12 protein-coding genes are annotated in these 15,432 nt (G+C 34.4%); 11 read left to right on the forward strand and 1 reads right to left on the reverse strand.

Annotated elements, in window-relative coordinates; translation table 11 throughout:
• The first annotated feature begins 6 nt into the window (after positions 1-6).
• Positions 7-1,209, forward strand: coding sequence for an alcohol dehydrogenase (locus tag CVU84_08045; protein PKM94867.1), 1,203 nt, complete (start codon positions 7-9; stop codon positions 1,207-1,209).
• 21 nt (positions 1,210-1,230) lie between these two features.
• Positions 1,231-2,070, forward strand: a complete 840-nt coding sequence (locus CVU84_08050; protein PKM94868.1) for an acetyl-CoA carboxylase carboxyl transferase subunit beta — start codon at positions 1,231-1,233, stop codon at positions 2,068-2,070.
• Between the two features lie 110 nt (positions 2,071-2,180).
• Here CVU84_08050 and CVU84_08055 read toward each other — a convergent pair whose 3' ends face one another.
• Complete coding sequence (locus CVU84_08055) at positions 2,181-4,013, reverse strand: glycoside hydrolase (protein ID PKM94869.1); 1,833 nt, start codon at positions 4,011-4,013, stop codon at positions 2,181-2,183.
• Positions 4,014-4,262: 249 nt separating this feature from the next.
• Here CVU84_08055 and CVU84_08060 point away from each other — a divergent pair, with 249 nt between their 5' ends.
• The 9 genes from CVU84_08060 to CVU84_08100 all read left to right on the forward strand — a co-directional run bounded on the left by CVU84_08060 (position 4,263) and on the right by CVU84_08100 (position 15,402).
• A complete protein-coding gene (locus CVU84_08060; protein ID PKM94870.1) occupies positions 4,263-5,285 on the forward strand; it encodes a LacI family transcriptional regulator in 1,023 nt (340 codons plus the stop codon).
• A gap of 11 nt (positions 5,286-5,296) precedes the next feature.
• Positions 5,297-6,421, forward strand: coding sequence for a sugar ABC transporter ATP-binding protein (locus tag CVU84_08065; GenBank protein PKM94871.1), 1,125 nt, complete (start codon positions 5,297-5,299; stop codon positions 6,419-6,421).
• A complete protein-coding gene (locus CVU84_08070) occupies positions 6,408-7,751 on the forward strand; it encodes a sugar ABC transporter substrate-binding protein (GenBank protein PKM95010.1) in 1,344 nt (447 codons plus the stop codon). Before CVU84_08065 ends, CVU84_08070 begins: the two co-directional genes overlap by 14 nt.
• A 247-nt stretch (positions 7,752-7,998) precedes the next feature.
• Positions 7,999-8,865 carry an ABC transporter permease gene (locus tag CVU84_08075; protein ID PKM94872.1) on the forward strand — a complete coding sequence of 289 codons (867 nt, stop codon included), beginning with the start codon at positions 7,999-8,001 and terminating at the stop codon, positions 8,863-8,865.
• The gene (locus CVU84_08080; GenBank protein PKM94873.1) at positions 8,865-9,689 is read left to right on the forward strand and encodes a sugar ABC transporter permease; all 825 of its coding nucleotides are present in this window, start codon (positions 8,865-8,867) and stop codon (positions 9,687-9,689) included. Before CVU84_08075 ends, CVU84_08080 begins: the two co-directional genes overlap by 1 nt.
• An 89-nt stretch (positions 9,690-9,778) precedes the next feature.
• Positions 9,779-11,980: an alpha-glucosidase gene (locus CVU84_08085; GenBank protein ID PKM94874.1), complete on the forward strand. Its 2,202-nt coding sequence runs from the start codon at positions 9,779-9,781 to the stop codon at positions 11,978-11,980.
• Positions 11,970-13,460, forward strand: a complete 1,491-nt coding sequence (gene malQ / locus CVU84_08090) for a 4-alpha-glucanotransferase (protein ID PKM94875.1) — start codon at positions 11,970-11,972, stop codon at positions 13,458-13,460. The genes CVU84_08085 and malQ overlap by 11 nt, the downstream gene beginning before the upstream one ends.
• A 316-nt stretch (positions 13,461-13,776) precedes the next feature.
• On the forward strand, positions 13,777-14,508 hold the full coding sequence (locus tag CVU84_08095; GenBank protein PKM94876.1) for a prevent-host-death protein: 732 nt from the start codon (positions 13,777-13,779) through the stop codon (positions 14,506-14,508).
• A 135-nt stretch (positions 14,509-14,643) separates the two neighbouring features.
• Positions 14,644-15,402 (forward strand): transposase, encoded by a 759-nt coding sequence (locus CVU84_08100; GenBank protein PKM94877.1) that lies wholly within the window; start codon positions 14,644-14,646, stop codon positions 15,400-15,402.
• Positions 15,403-15,432 lie beyond the last annotated feature (30 nt).

The raw sequence follows: 15,432 nt of genomic DNA on the forward strand, positions 1-15,432 counted from the left end.
TTCAATATGTGGGAAAACACGATAAAAATGGATAAAGTAAGGGAAATAAGAGGTAAAGTATCTGTTGTTTTAGGTAACGGTGCTATTGAAAAAACCTTTGATGTCCTTAAAGAAATTAAAAAAAATCATAGCTTTCATAAAATAATTATAGTTACTGGAAGGTCTGCCTATAAAAAAACAGGAGCATGGGATCATGTTGAGAAGGCATTAAAAAAACATCATATTAGCTATGTTTTATTTGATAAGATTTCACCAAACCCAACTTCTGACGAAGTAGACGAAGCGGTTAAACTTGCAATTGAAACAGGAGCAAATGGTGTAATAGGAATTGGAGGAGGAAGCCCGATAGATGCAGCAAAAATTGTTGCAATTATGACCTTATATCCAGAATATTCAACCTCAGAGCTATTTGATAGTGTATTTGAACCAAAAAATGCTCTTCCTATTTTAGCAATCAATACAACCCATGGTACAGGTTCAGAAACGAATAGATTTGCGGTACTTAGTATAAAAGACAGAAATTTTAAAATAGGTATTGGTTATGAATTTTTATACCCAAAGTATTCAATTGATGATCCAAAGCTGATGGTATCTTTGTCAAAAGGTCAAACAGCCTATACAACAATTGATGCATTAAACCATGTTCTTGAGGCTTGCACTTCCTTTCTTGCAAATCCTCTAGTCATTTTGATGGCAAAAGAGGTAGTTAGGCTGATAGCAAAGTATTTGCCTCAAGCACTTGAAGATGGCGAGAATCTCCAAGCAAGATATTGCCTTACATATGCTGCAATGATTGCAGGAATGAGCTTTGATAATTCGACACTTCACCTTACTCATGCTCTAGAGCATCCGATGAGCGCAATCAAAACTGAATTGCCTCATGGTTTAGGACTTGCTGTGCTCCTTCCGGCGGTTATTAGAGAAACGTACCCTAAAAAAGCAGAAATATTAGCAGAGATATTACAGCCAATAGTTCCAGACCTAAAAGGACTACCAAATGAAGCCAAAAGAGCGGCAGAGGGAGTTAAGAATTGGCTTATATCCATGGGAATAAGTGATACGCTTACTACGTTAGGAATAGGAGAAGAAAAGCTAGAGCAACTGGTTGACTTAGTATATAAAACGCCAGGTAATCCACTGCTACTTTATTGTTCGCCAGTTCCGGTAACAAGAGACTTGATTGAATCAATTTATAGAAACTCGTTATAAAAAGGTGAGGTGATTGAGGTAATGGTAAATTTATTTATTAAAACAAAGTATATAAACAATACTCCTAAATATTCCAGCGTACCAAAGGTTCCAAAAGATATGTGGGTAAAATGCGAATTTTGTGGTGAAATCATATATAAAGACGACTTCCATAGCAACAATAGAATTTGCATTAAATGTGAACAGCACTTTAGACTTGATGCATGGTCCAGAATCAACTTAGTCATAGATGAAGGAACCTTTGGGGAAGCCTACACGGAGGTTGTAACAAAAAATGTATTGAACTTTCCTTCCTATGAAACGAAAATTTCAGCACTTCAAGAAAAAACAGGGTTAATTGAAGGTGTTGTTACAGGCTTTGGAAAGATAAAAGGAATACAGGCTGCTATAGGCGTAATGGATAGTGGATTTTTGATGGGTAGTATGGGAGCCGCAGTTGGAGAAAAAATTACACTATTGGTTGAAGAAGCTACTAGAAGTAACTTGCCGCTGATTATTTTTTGTGCATCAGGTGGAGCAAGAATGCAAGAAGGAATCATATCTCTTATGCAAATGGCAAAAACAGCAGCGGCTGTTGGTAGATTTAGTGATCAAGGAGGCCTTTACATAACTGTTTTAACAGATCCAACTACGGGTGGGGTGACAGCTAGCTTTGCCATGCTTGGAGATATCATACTTGCAGAGCCGGGAAGTTTAATCGGATTCGCAGGCCCTAGGGTAATCAAGCAAACGATAAAGCAAGACTTACCTGAAGGTTTTCAAAGAGCAGAGTTTTTGTTGGAACATGGATTTATCGACAAGATTGTTAATAGAAATGAGATGAAAGAGACTCTTTATCATATTATTAAATTACATAAATAAATATTAGAGCATTTTTTTGAAGTTTAAATATATCCTCTAGAATAGACAGTTTTGTGTGTTTATTTTATAGGATATATTTTTGATTACAACAAATATATATTATGGGGGTTTCATTCATTCTTATCTAAAACCCGATTCATAAGCGTAGCCATTTCCTGACGTTCCATGGACTTTGCAGGGCGAAAAGTGTTATCAGGATAGCCCTTATATATACCGGTTAAAGTCATTTTATGAATAGCTTCTTCAGACCATCTACCAGATTCAACATCGGTAAAGGTACTCGTTCCTACTGATGTTGAGGGCTGCTGTTCTAACACACGATATAATAACATTGCCATTTGTTCGCGGGTTAATGGTTCGTCGGGGGAGAAGGTATCGATACTTATCCCTTCCATGATTCCATGTGAGACTATCGTATCAATATTTTCCTTTGCCCAATGGGTAGTAGGAACATCAATAAAAGCTTTGATTTCTTGGTCCAAGCTCTGTAATTTAAAGGCTCTTACCAAAACAGTAGCGGCCTGAGCTCTTGTTAATGTACCCGTGGGGGAAAATTTAGTTTCAGTCATACCGGTCATGACTTCCCTTTGCACAATCGTTAAAATTTCATCTTTTGCCCAACTCTGATTTATATCCTCAAAATATTTACTGTTCAACCACAAATCATAATACATCCATACATCACTATGCTCTTGACCCAAGCTCCAACTACCGGTTCCTTTGATATTATATTTTTGTACTAACATAAGTTTGGCTTTTATGGAGTCAGCATTCTCATACCATATTGTATATGTTCCAGAAGCAAGTGGTTTACCAAAAACTTGTATAGGTGGATCGCCTGCTTTGACCTTAATGACTGCTTTTGGTGATTGATATTTATTGTCATAGGTTATTGTGTTTTCATAGGCTGACAATAGTTCTTGCACCTTGGTCAAATGAATACCATTGCCCTTAATTCCTTTTTCCACATTCCAATAGCGTCCATAAAAGGATATTCCAAGTACTACTTTTTCAGCTGGAACATGCTTTAATGCATATTGGATAGAACGTTCAACAAAATCATGACTTGCAACTGGACCTGGTTCAGAGCCGTAGGAACTTTCATCGTAAGCCATTATCATTAGATAATCAGCATATCTCCCGAGTTCAGCATAATCATAAGAACCCTGCCAACCGGTCGTATATCCGTTTGGATTTGCAGCAACAGCAACGGATACTTCTTTATCTGAAGGTAGTCTTTCTCTAAGTTGTTTTATGAAGTCTACATACATTTCTTTTTGTGCAGGAGTAACATTTTCAATATCTATATTTATTCCATCTAGGTTATTGACTTCGATAGCAACTACAAGATCGTTTACCAATTGATCGCGATTTTCTAGAGCTTTGATACCTTTAGCTTTATCCCAATGGTTACTTAAAAAGGGGACCACTTTTATACCCCGGTTATGCATTTCGTTAATAAAATTTGAATCAAGAAGAGGTGTTAATTCTAAGTTTCCATTTTCATTTAAATTAAAATAACTTGGGGATACCACTTTTAAAGAATTATTTGTTCTAAGAACTCTGTCTACATGGGTACTGGGGCTCCCAAAATAAAGATAGGACATATTAAACTTATCATTCGTTTGAGCATATACTTGGGAATTACTACTATTATTATCTAACTGGAAAGGGATATGAATGGTTATTAATAAAAAAGTTCCTAGCATAACTCTCACAGTATGAATTTTAAGTCGGGGAGCTTGTGCGCTTGACCAATTAATAATCCACTCTTTCAAATTTTTCGATATTTCTTTGGTAGTATCAAAAATTTCACTGGCAAATTCAGTATTGCTAGGATTAATATATAGGATTAAACTATATCCGTCTGTATCCATTTCTAATAAGTAATCACTTAATATATCCATTGTTGACTCCTCAATAAAAAAATGTGTGCCACTCATTATTCTATTTTTTGTAATAAGTAGCAATATAATTCATAAATACAAAAACTAATGAAAGTAGGGATATAAAAAAGAAATTATTATATCTCCTTATGATATTGAGTTTTTTATATTTGGTAATATCAGCTATTTTATACTGTAAAAATTGGTTAAATTGTATGTTGCCAAAAAAAGATATCCGTTGTATAATAGCAATTGGAAACGTTTTCGGAAACGATACCAGAAACGGTACCAAAAGGAGCTGAGCGAATGAAAAAGAACGTGAACATTAAGGATATAGCAAGAATTGCTGGAGTTGGTGTCACTACAGTTTCAAGAGTAATCAATAACCATGCGGATGTTAAGAAAGAAACGCGAGAAAACATACTCGATATCATCAATGAATATAATTACATACCTAATAATAGTGCTAGAAATTTAAAAAGATCAGAAACGAAAACCATTGGAGTTCTAGTAAAGGGAATTTATAACCCATTCTTCTCCAGAATCGTACGAGTGATAGAAATGGAAATTGCAAAATTTGATTATGCCATGATTCTTCATTATAATCCTAAGGATTGTACTTCAAGTGATACAAATGTTGCAACTGAACTCATCAAGGAAAAGAAATTAAGTGGACTCATTTGCTTAGGTGGTAGCTATGATATAACTGAGGACCATCAAATTGAAGAGTTAGAAACACCTATCGTTCTTTGTTCAGCAGTAGTTTCAGGTGGTACCGATAGAGATGTAATTTCATCAGTTTGTATTGACGATAACGAGGCTTCCTATAGAGGAGTTAAGAAGCTTATAGAATTTGGACATAAAGAAATTGGAATGATTCGAATTAAAAATGATGATATCAGTGGTTGTAAGTATAGATATGAGGGCTATAAAAGAGCCTTGATAGATAGTAACATAGAAATTAACGAGGATTATGTAGCTGTTGGTGACTATAGTTTTGAGTCAGGACATCATGCAATGATTGAACTTCTCGATCGGGGCAGTAAAATATCGGCAGTATTTGTTGCAACTGACATAATGGCAATTGGTGCAACTAGGGCAATTTTAGAAAGAGGCTTAAGAGTTCCAGAAGATATTTCAGTACTAGGATTTGACGGAAATGAATTTGCTGAATATTTCATGCCTTCAATTTCTACAATTAAGCAACCTGTTGGTCTATTAGGCGAGAAGAGTGTTGAAATCTTATTTGATCTAATTAAAGGTGGGCAAAACCTTCATTACAAATTAGATACAGAGTTTATCAGCAGGGAATCATTAATTAAAATTTAGGAGGAAGGGCTATGTCATCAGTTGAGTTAAGAGGTCTTGAAAAAGTATACCCAAATGGATTTAAGGCAGTTCATGGGATAAACCTGAAAATTAGAGATGGAGAATTTATGGTTTTTGTTGGTCCATCTGGATGTGCAAAATCTACAAGTCTTCGAATGATTGCAGGCTTAGAGGAAATCTCCGGAGGAGAAGTAGCCATTGGTGATCGTATTGTAAACGATATACCACCCAAAGATAGAGGTATAGCTATGGTATTCCAAAATTATGCCCTCTATCCACATATGACAGTATTTGATAATATGGCTTTTTCACTAAAAATGAAAAAGGTTCCAAAGGCAGAGATTAAAATTAGAGTCGCAGAAGCAGCTAAAATTTTGGAAATAGAAGATTTGTTAGGTCGAAAACCTAAGCAACTATCCGGAGGGCAACGTCAAAGGGTTGCCGTAGGTAGGGCAATTGTAAGAGACCCAGAAGTATTCTTATTTGATGAGCCACTCTCTAATCTAGATGCAAAGCTTCGAGTAAATATGAGAGTTCAACTTACGCAGTTACATCAAAAACTGAAGAATACCATGATATATGTTACCCACGATCAGGTTGAGGCTATGACAATGGGGGATAGGATATGTGTCATGAATCTAGGGAAAATTATGCAAGTTGATACACCACTTAATCTTTATCATTATCCTGCAAACAAATTTGTAGCGGGTTTTATTGGTTCACCAGCAATGAATTTAATTGAAGGCGTTCTAATTAAAAAGAATGATGTAACGTTCGTAAAGATTGGAGGTGAAGAATTCCAAGTTTCTATTGAAAAATCTTCTAGAATGGAGGAAAGTATTAATAAAAAAGTATGGCTAGGCATTAGACCCGAAGACATTGAATTGTCAAATGACCAGAATGAAAATGATATTGATGGATATGTAGAAGTTATAGAACATTTAGGGAATGAAAGTTACATACATTTTAAACTAGGTGACATTAAGTTAGTATCCCGAATTAATTCGTTGGATTCTAAGGACATCAAAGTTGAAAGAAGTCATTCATTTAAGTTCTGTATGGAGAAATGCCATGTTTTTGACTATGAATCAGAAGAAAATATTAGTATATTGGAGGAAGGGAATTATGAAGTTTAAAAAATTGTTATCAATTGCATTATTAGTTACTATGATTCTTAATTTAGCATTTACGGGGTGTGCTAAAAAAGATGAACCAGCTACACCAGGAGAAACTCCAGCCAAGGCTGAAGTTGTAGAGGTAGATATTTTCCAATTTAAAGTTGAAATTAATGCAGAGCTTCAAGCTGCAATCGAAGCATATCAAGACATGAATCCTAATGTAAAGATTAATCTTGAAACAGTAGGTGGTGGAGACGATTATGGCGCGGCACTTCTTGCTAAATTCCAATCAGGGAGTGAACCAGATATCTACAATGTAGGTGGACCTCAAGATGTAGCAGATTGGATGGGTAAACTTGAAGACCTTTCAGATCAACCATGGGTTAAGGATGCGGTTGAAGGCGTGCTTTCAGGTGTAACGATGGATAGTAAGGTTTATGGTTTACCATACGCTATCGAAGGTTATGGATTCGCATACAATAAGGCTATATTTGAAGATGCAGGAATCGATGCATCAAAAATTAAAGATTATGCAAGCTTAGAGACAGCAGTAGTAGAGCTTGATAAAAAAATCAAATCAGGTGAGTTAAGCGATAAATATCCTCTTTTAGAAGCTGTATTTGAATTTCCAGCTAAAGAAACATGGGTAACTGGATTACATTTAGCTAACGTAGCACTTTCTCAAGAATTTTCAAGTTCAATTGAAGCGAACGAAGCAAAGTCAGTTGAATTCAAATATGCGGATGCCTTCAAAAAGTTAGTCGATATTCAAGCAGATTATTCAAGTAGTGCTAAGAAAAAAGGCAATTTAAATGCTGTTGATTATGCTACTCAAGTTGATAATGGATTAGCAATCGAAAGAGTTGCTATTATTCAACAAGGTAACTGGATCTATGGTGGTATTGAGGGAATTGACGAAACAGTTGCATCAAATCTAGCTTTTCTTCCTATTCCTATAGAAGGTGGAAAGGGAGACAGCGTACCAGTTGGTGTGCCAATGTATTGGACAGTAAACAGTGCAAGTCCAGATGCTGAGAAAACTGCAGCTAAAGATTTCTTGAACTGGTTATATACTTCAGAAGAAGGCAAGAAAATAGTAGTTGAAAAATTCTTTTTTATTCCACCACTAACTACATATGTTGGTATTGATCCTAAAGATCCACTAGGAAAATCAATAAAAGAATATGCAGATCAAGGAAAGACAATGCCATGGGTATTTATGGGATATCCTACTGGATGGGGAATGGAAGTACTTGGTGCTGAACTTCAAAAATACTTAGCAGGTGATATCACTTGGGAAGAAGCAATCAATAATTCAAAAGATCAATGGGTTGAATTAAGAAAATAAATAATATAATTTATTGCTAGAATGAGGAGGATAATCCTCCTCATTTTTTCTTATTTATTATAAAAATACTGCATATGAAATTGGAATAGTGGCAGATAGGTAACGAGAGCTTGAACTTGGCGCAGCCATTTTCATTGTATATTATGAAAGCTCTGCATAAGCAATTGTTTCTGTTATATAAAAATGATCTGGTGGTATAAAATTAGTAACTAGGAAATAATCTATCATTTCTAGGAGGAGTCTCGTTATGAAACATTCTAAGACTTGGTTTAGTGTATTTGTAGGTCCGATCTTAATGACATTTGCAATCGTAGTTATCATACCAATGTTTCTAGGGATTTATTATTCCTTTACAGATTGGAATGGGATTAACAACAATGCAACTTGGATTGGAATTCAGAATTATATAAAAGTTTTTACGGATGACAAAAATTTTCTTAATGCATTTATTTTTACAGCCAAATTCACTGTAGTGTCTGTATTTATGATTAATTTTATAGGATTTTCATTGGCCTTAATCGTAACAAAAGTCCCTAAATTTAGTGGAGTTTATAGAAGTATATTCTTTATGCCAAATTTAATTGGAGGACTCATACTTGGATTTTTGTGGCAGTTTATTTTTATAAATGCCTTTGGATATGTTGGAAAGGTAATGGAGTGGGATTCCTTAACAGGATGGTTATCTAATGAAACAACAGGATTTTGGGGTCTAGCAATTCTTATGGCATGGCAGATGTCAGGTTATATGATGGTTATTTATATAGCTGCAATACAAAACATTCCAGAATCATTAATTGAGGCTGCAAAAGTTGATGGTGCAACACCCTTCCAAAGACTTAAAAATATTACAATTCCACTGGTTGCTCCTGCATTCACAGTTGGAATATTCTTATCACTATCAAATTCATTTAAGTTGTATGATCAGAACTTATCACTGACTGGTGGTGATCCTGCTCATACCACTGAAATGTTATCTATGAATATTTATAATACTGCATTTGTTTTTAGAGATATGGGAATAGCCCAAGCCAAAGCCGTCATATTTTTAGTTGTTGTGGCAGGGATATCATTAACACAGATGTATTTTTCTAAGAAGAGGGAGGTGGAGATGTAATGAGTAATAAAATAAAGAAATATGGATTTGCGACACTTTGTTTTTTATTAGCAGTGTTTTACATGTCTCCACTTTATTTGGTAGTAACAAACTCGTTTAAATCGCAAAAGGGCATAGCCATTAACTCTATGAAATTACCTTTTGGAGAATACTTTAGACCAGACAATTATATTACTGCTTTCAAGCAACTAGACTTTATTCATTCATTTATGAATTCATTGAGTATTACGGTCATTAGTACGGTGATCATCATTATATTCTCTTCAATGGCAGCATGGATGTTGGTGAGAAGCAATACTAAATTAAGTACATTTTTGTTTTTTATGTTTGCAGTAGCTATGTTAATACCATTTCAGTCAGTTATGTTGCCTTTAATAAATATTATGGGTAAGATCGGTTTCTTAAATAGAGGTGGACTCATATTTATGTATCTTGGTTTTGGATCTTCACTTTCAATTATTTTATACCACGGATTTATAAAAAGCGTTCCAAAGGAGCTTGAGGAAGCAGCTATTATTGATGGGTGTAATACTTTTCAAGTGTTTTGGAAGATTGTATTTCCATTATTAAAGCCGATAACTGTAACAGTAAGTATTCTAAATTCAATGTGGATATGGAATGACTTCTTATTACCACAACTCGTAATAAATAAACCTGAGTGGCATACGATACCACTAAAAATGTTCTATTTCTTTGGACAGTATTCTAAAAAGTGGAATTTAGCGTTACCGGGCTTAATCATTGCAATGATACCAATTGTAGTTTTTTACATCATTGCACAGAAACATATTGTTAAGGGTATCACCCAAGGTTCAATAAAGTAATTTGTTTAACCGATGTGCAAGAGAAGCTTGCATTCGGTTACGAAACCGTAGCGAATGCGGAGGTTTTGTAACATTGACAGGAGGATGAGATGATGAATGTATACAGAGTTGGGAATCCAATAAATTGTTATGCTATAGATGAACAAATACTACCGTCAATTCAATTCAAGGGTAGTGTTATTCCCAATGACTTTTTTAGCTGTATCAAAATTGATAAGCAGAAAGGATTGACTCATTTAACACATATCCTTCAAGAAGAGGATATGATCATTGGGTTAGGTCAATCTGTTCATGGGATGAATAAAAGAGGAACAGTTATAAAATCATTTTGTTCTGATGATGCGCTACACACACCAGAAAAAGAGGCATTATATGGTGCTCATAACTTTTTTATTTCTGAAAATAGAGAAAGAGTTGGGATTTTTATTGATTTCCCTGGCGAGATTATATATGATGTTGGATTTAATGATAAGGATAAACTTGAAATTACGATTAAGGGGACTGATTTTGATATTTATTTTATCGAAGACGATTCACTTAAGAAAATTACGAATCAGTTCCTGAAATTAATTGGAAGAAGTTATATTCCTCCTAAGTGGGGATTTGGTTATCAACAGTGTAGGTGGAGTTATAAAACTGCTGAAGAAATCAAACAGGTTGGAAGAAAGTTCAGAGAAAATAAAATACCTTGTGATGCTATTTATTTAGATATAGATTATATGGAAAGATATAAGGATTTCACCGTGTGTGAAGAAAAATTCCCTGATTTTCAAGAATTTGTGAAGACGATGAAGGATGAGGGCTTTAGACTAATTCCTATTATTGATGCTGGAGTAAAGATTGAAGAAAATTATGATGTCTATGAGGAAGGGGTTCAGAAGGGATATTTTTGTACAGATGAAAAAGGAGATCCTTTTGTAGCAGCCGTTTGGCCAGGATTGGTACATTTCCCGGATTTTTTGAATTTAGAGGCTAGAAAATGGTTTGGTCAGAAGTACAAAGTGCTTACAGATATGGGAATTGATGGGTTTTGGAATGACATGAATGAACCTGCAATATTCTATACAAAAGAAGGATTAAGAGATTTTTATAAAGAAGTTGAAAAAGCCAAATCCATTGAATTAGATATTCATTCGTATTTCGATCTCATGGGTAAAGTAGAGAACCTAGCCAATAATATTGAGGATTATAAAAAGTTTTATCATAGCATTGAAGGTGTTAAAGTAAGACATGATCAAGTACATAATTTATATGGTTACAATATGACGAAATCGGCGGCTGAAGGCTTAGATGAAATTGAACCAGACAAGAGGTTCTTGCTGTTCTCGAGAGCGTCATCAATTGGGATGCATAGATTTGGGGGCATATGGACTGGGGACAACAGTTCCTGGTGGGAACATATTCTTATGGCTATTCGTATGATGCCTTCCATCAATATGTGTGGTTTCTTATATTCAGGCAGTGATACTGGTGGTTTTTCAAATAATGCAAGTGCAGAAATGGTTATAAGATGGACGCAGTTCAGCATTTTTACACCGTTACTTAGGAATCATAGTGTGATGGGAAGTAGATATCAGGAGCCATATAGTTATGATGATGACACAAAAAACATATTGAGAAATGTGATCGAGTTGAGATATGCATTGATACCATATTTATATTCAGAATATATGAAGGCAGCTCTGCATAATAAGATGCTATTTTCGAACCTATTATTTGAGTATGATGGTAAGAGAGAACGGGATATAGATAATCAAGTTTTATGTGGAGAGTCATTGATGCTATCTCCAATTTATGTGAACAACGCAAGAGGAAGATATGTTTATTTGCCAGAAGATATGGTGCTTTGGAAGGTTAAGAATTATAGAGAAAATAATTTGCAATTAATGAAAGCAGGGGATCACTTTGTCAATGTTAAATTAGATGAAGTTCCTATATTTCTTAGAAAAAATAGATTGTTAGTAGTTGGGAACTCTGCAGAGACAGTAGAGAAGCTTGATCATAGTAAGCTAAGGGTTTTAGGTTTTGTTAGCGACGGTGCAACATATTCATACTATGATGATGATGGAGTTACGAAAGAGTATTTGAAGGGATATTACAAAACTATAAATATTACCGTTGAAAAAACCGGTGAAGCTGTTTTGATTTCAATTGTAAATAGGAATAATGATGAAGTTAAGGAATTGGAATTTGTGATTATGGATGATTTAGGTAATCACTATTATAGTAAAATAGAGTGTAAGGATACTAGTAAATTTCAGTGTAAGAAGGTGGAGAACAATGCAAGGTAGAACAAGTGGGATATTGCTTCATATATCATCCCTACCTAATCAGTATGGTATAGGTACTTTTGGCAAGGAGGCATATGAATTTGTAGACTTCCTAAAACAATCAGGACAGAGCTATTGGCAGCTTCTTCCTCTGGTACATACTGGATTCGGTAATTCACCTTATCAAGGGTATTCTACATTTGCAGGAAATCCATTGTTCATTAACTACGAAATACTAGAAGAAGAAGGAGTTTTAGATCAAGATGATTATAAAACATTAGATTATTGTGATGAAACATCAAAGGTAAACTTTGAGAAGGTTGAAAGAATCAACTTAATTGTATTAAGGAAAGCATTCTCTAAGATAAATGCAACAATAAAAAAAGAAATATCCGAATTTGAAAATGAGCACCACTGGTTACATAATTATTCTGAATTTATGGCTATAAAAATAAAAAACAAAAATATCCAATGGCAGGATTGGCCTGCTGAATTAAAATTTAGAAAAGAAGTCGCATTAGAAGAAATTAGAGTTGAATTAAAAGAAGAAATTGAATTCTGGAAGTTCGTTCAATTTACATTTTTTAAGCAATGGAATAAATTGAAAAATTATGCCAATAAAAACAACATTAAAATTATTGGAGATATCCCCATATATGTCTCTACAGATAGTTCTGATACATGGGCTAATAGAGATATTTTTAACTTTGATATAAATTGTATGCCAAAGACTGTAGCGGGTTGTCCACCTGATGCATTTTCAAAAACAGGTCAGCTTTGGGGAAATCCTATTTATAACTGGGGAGTACTAGAAAGACAAGGCTTCAAGTGGTGGATAGAGCGTATTGAAGGTTGTATGGAATTATATGATGTCATTAGAATTGACCATTTTAGAGGCCTAGAATCATATTGGGATATTCCATTCGGAGATGAAACTGCGAAAGATGGGATGTGGGTCAAAGGGCCGGGCATGAAGTTAATCCATGCAATTGAGACGAATATTAAAAATGTAGATATTATAGCCGAAGACTTAGGATATCTTACAGATGATGTGATAAAACTTCTTAAGGATTCCGGTTATCCTGGTATGAAGGTGCTACAATTTGCCTTTGATTCAAGGGAAGTGAGTGATTACTTACCTCACAACTATGATAAAAACTGTATTGCATATACCGGTACACATGATAATGATACCGTTATGGGATGGATGGTAAATGCAGATAAAAAAGATGTAACAAAGGCAATTGCTTACTTGAAATTAGACGAGACAGAAGGGTATAGCTGGGGATTTATTAGAGCAGCCTGGAGCACAGTTGCGAAACTAGCAGTTGCACCAATGCAAGATTTCTTAGGGCTAGATACAAGTGCTAGAATGAACATTCCCTCTACTATTGGGAACAATTGGGAATGGAGATTGACGAAGGATCAAATTCATGAAGCATTAAGCTTAAGAATATATACAATGACTAAATTATACGGAAGGTTGGAAGAAAATGTTTGATCAAAAAGCCCTTTAAAGGGGACAGGCACTTTTGCCTTATTTTAAGGGAATATAAAGGTAAAATTGAAATGGTACCCATGATTTAAACACATTTTTTTTGTGTCTATCCTATGGGTATCTATTTTATTTGCAAATTGAGGAGTGATTATCTTTGCCGTTGTCTCAAATGCTTATTTAAATAATAAGTCTATTATACTGGAATGGCATCAAGTGTTAGCTAATAATATAGCTAAGATTTTGAGATATTCTTGACAAGTTAGCCATAAAGAAGTAAAATATACCTAAAACAGCAAACGAATTTTAGGGAGATGGTAAAATGAGAGTATCAACGACAGATATTCAAAATAGTTTTGGAAAGTATTTAGCACAAGCAATAGCAGAAGAGGATATTATTATTACTAAAAATGGCAAGGGTGTAGCTAAGTTGGTTGCCTTTGAAGATGAACAGAGTGGCATGATAAAAGAGCAAGGCCTAAATTACAAGAAAGAAAGAAAAGTAACCTACGAGGAATATCTTGAAATTGTTGAAAATACGGATGAAAGATATGAACTCATTGATGGTGAGATTTATTATATGGCTTCGCCATTATTTAAGCATCAGGTCGCTGTGAATGAGATATTTGGACATTTTTACAACTGGTTTAAAGGAAAGCCCTGCAGACCACTTACATCCCCTTTTGATGTTAAGCTTTTCAACAATGCGAAGAGATTTGAGGATGATCCTAATGTAGTCCAACCCGATATTCTAGTAATGTGTGATGAAGAGAAGGTTACTACTGAAGGTAAATACGAAGGGACACCAACCTTAGTAGTTGAAGTATTATCCAAGTCAACAAGAAGTAAAGATATGGTGAAAAAAATGAATTTATTTATGAATAGTAACATAAAGGAGTATTGGCTTGTAGATACAGAAAAAGAGTTGACATATGTTTACTATTTTGAGGAACGAGATATCAGAGATAGTTGGGTATATTTGAAAGATATGACTATTAAGTCAGAGATTTTCAAAGGGCTAGAAATTAACGTTAGTGATATCTTTACATGGTGAACCAGAAAATTTAATTTACCTCTTATGGTTTGAAGGTTTATTCAATAGCCTTCTTTTTTTGTTGTATGCTATCAGCAGACCAATGATTCTAAATATTGTGATATGCTACAAATAAAAAAGAGAGGGTGAATATTTATGCCAAGAAAAAATAGGATAGTTAGTTCAACAGGATTATACCACAATATGTTAAAAGGCATTGATAATCGAAATATATTTATGGACGATTATGACAGATCTAAATTTCTAGAAATATTAAAAGAAACCGTAGAAAAAGAATCGTGTTCAATTATGCTATATTGTTTAATGAACAATCATGTACATTTATTATTAGAAGATCTGGGGAATATGAGTGTAAGTATGAAAAGGATTGGAGAAACGTACGCTAAATATCATAATAAAAAATATCAAAGAGTGGGCCATTTGTTTCAAAGCCGTTACAAGAGTGAGCCAGTTGAAACAGAAAATCATCTAAGAGTACTATTTACTTACATCCATAATAATCCTGTTAAGGCTGGGTTGATAAAGGAGCCTCATAAATATGAATGGAGTAGCTGTAAGACATATTATAAAAATATAAGAAAGAATAATTGGTTAAATACAAGTATATATCATACATTTTTTTTAACTAGAGAGGAAATGCTTGGTGTAATGTTTGAATGTAAAATAATTTACAAACCATCTTGGAATATAAACAATCGATGGACAGATGATGAGTTAAATATGATTTTGAAACATGAATTAGAGAGTTTTCCTGTTATCACTAATAAGAAGAGAAACAACGAACTCATTATCGATATGAGGAATAAAACGGGTGCCTCCTATAAACAGCTTGGACGCGTTATGGGTATTAGTACAGGTATCGTTGAAAGAATATGTAGAGATAGAACGAAATAAGACATAAGTGCCTGTCCCCTTTACACTACC

Source organism: Firmicutes bacterium HGW-Firmicutes-1 (assembly GCA_002841625.1).
In the GTDB taxonomy this organism is placed as follows: domain Bacteria; phylum Bacillota; class Clostridia; order Lachnospirales; family Vallitaleaceae; genus HGW-1.

Coding starts and splice junctions, on each gene's coding strand:
- CVU84_08045 (PKM94867.1), top strand. CDS start 7: ATGTGGGAAAACACGATAAAAATGGATAAAGTAAGGGAAATAAGAGGT.
- CVU84_08050 (PKM94868.1), top strand. CDS start 1,231: ATGGTAAATTTATTTATTAAAACAAAGTATATAAACAATACTCCTAAA.
- CVU84_08055 (PKM94869.1), bottom strand. CDS start 4,013: ATGAGTGGCACACATTTTTTTATTGAGGAGTCAACAATGGATATATTA.
- CVU84_08060 (PKM94870.1), top strand. CDS start 4,263: ATGAAAAAGAACGTGAACATTAAGGATATAGCAAGAATTGCTGGAGTT.
- CVU84_08065 (PKM94871.1), top strand. CDS start 5,297: ATGTCATCAGTTGAGTTAAGAGGTCTTGAAAAAGTATACCCAAATGGA.
- CVU84_08075 (PKM94872.1), top strand. CDS start 7,999: ATGAAACATTCTAAGACTTGGTTTAGTGTATTTGTAGGTCCGATCTTA.
- CVU84_08080 (PKM94873.1), top strand. CDS start 8,865: ATGAGTAATAAAATAAAGAAATATGGATTTGCGACACTTTGTTTTTTA.
- CVU84_08085 (PKM94874.1), top strand. CDS start 9,779: ATGATGAATGTATACAGAGTTGGGAATCCAATAAATTGTTATGCTATA.
- malQ (PKM94875.1), top strand. CDS start 11,970: ATGCAAGGTAGAACAAGTGGGATATTGCTTCATATATCATCCCTACCT.
- CVU84_08095 (PKM94876.1), top strand. CDS start 13,777: ATGAGAGTATCAACGACAGATATTCAAAATAGTTTTGGAAAGTATTTA.
- CVU84_08100 (PKM94877.1), top strand. CDS start 14,644: ATGCCAAGAAAAAATAGGATAGTTAGTTCAACAGGATTATACCACAAT.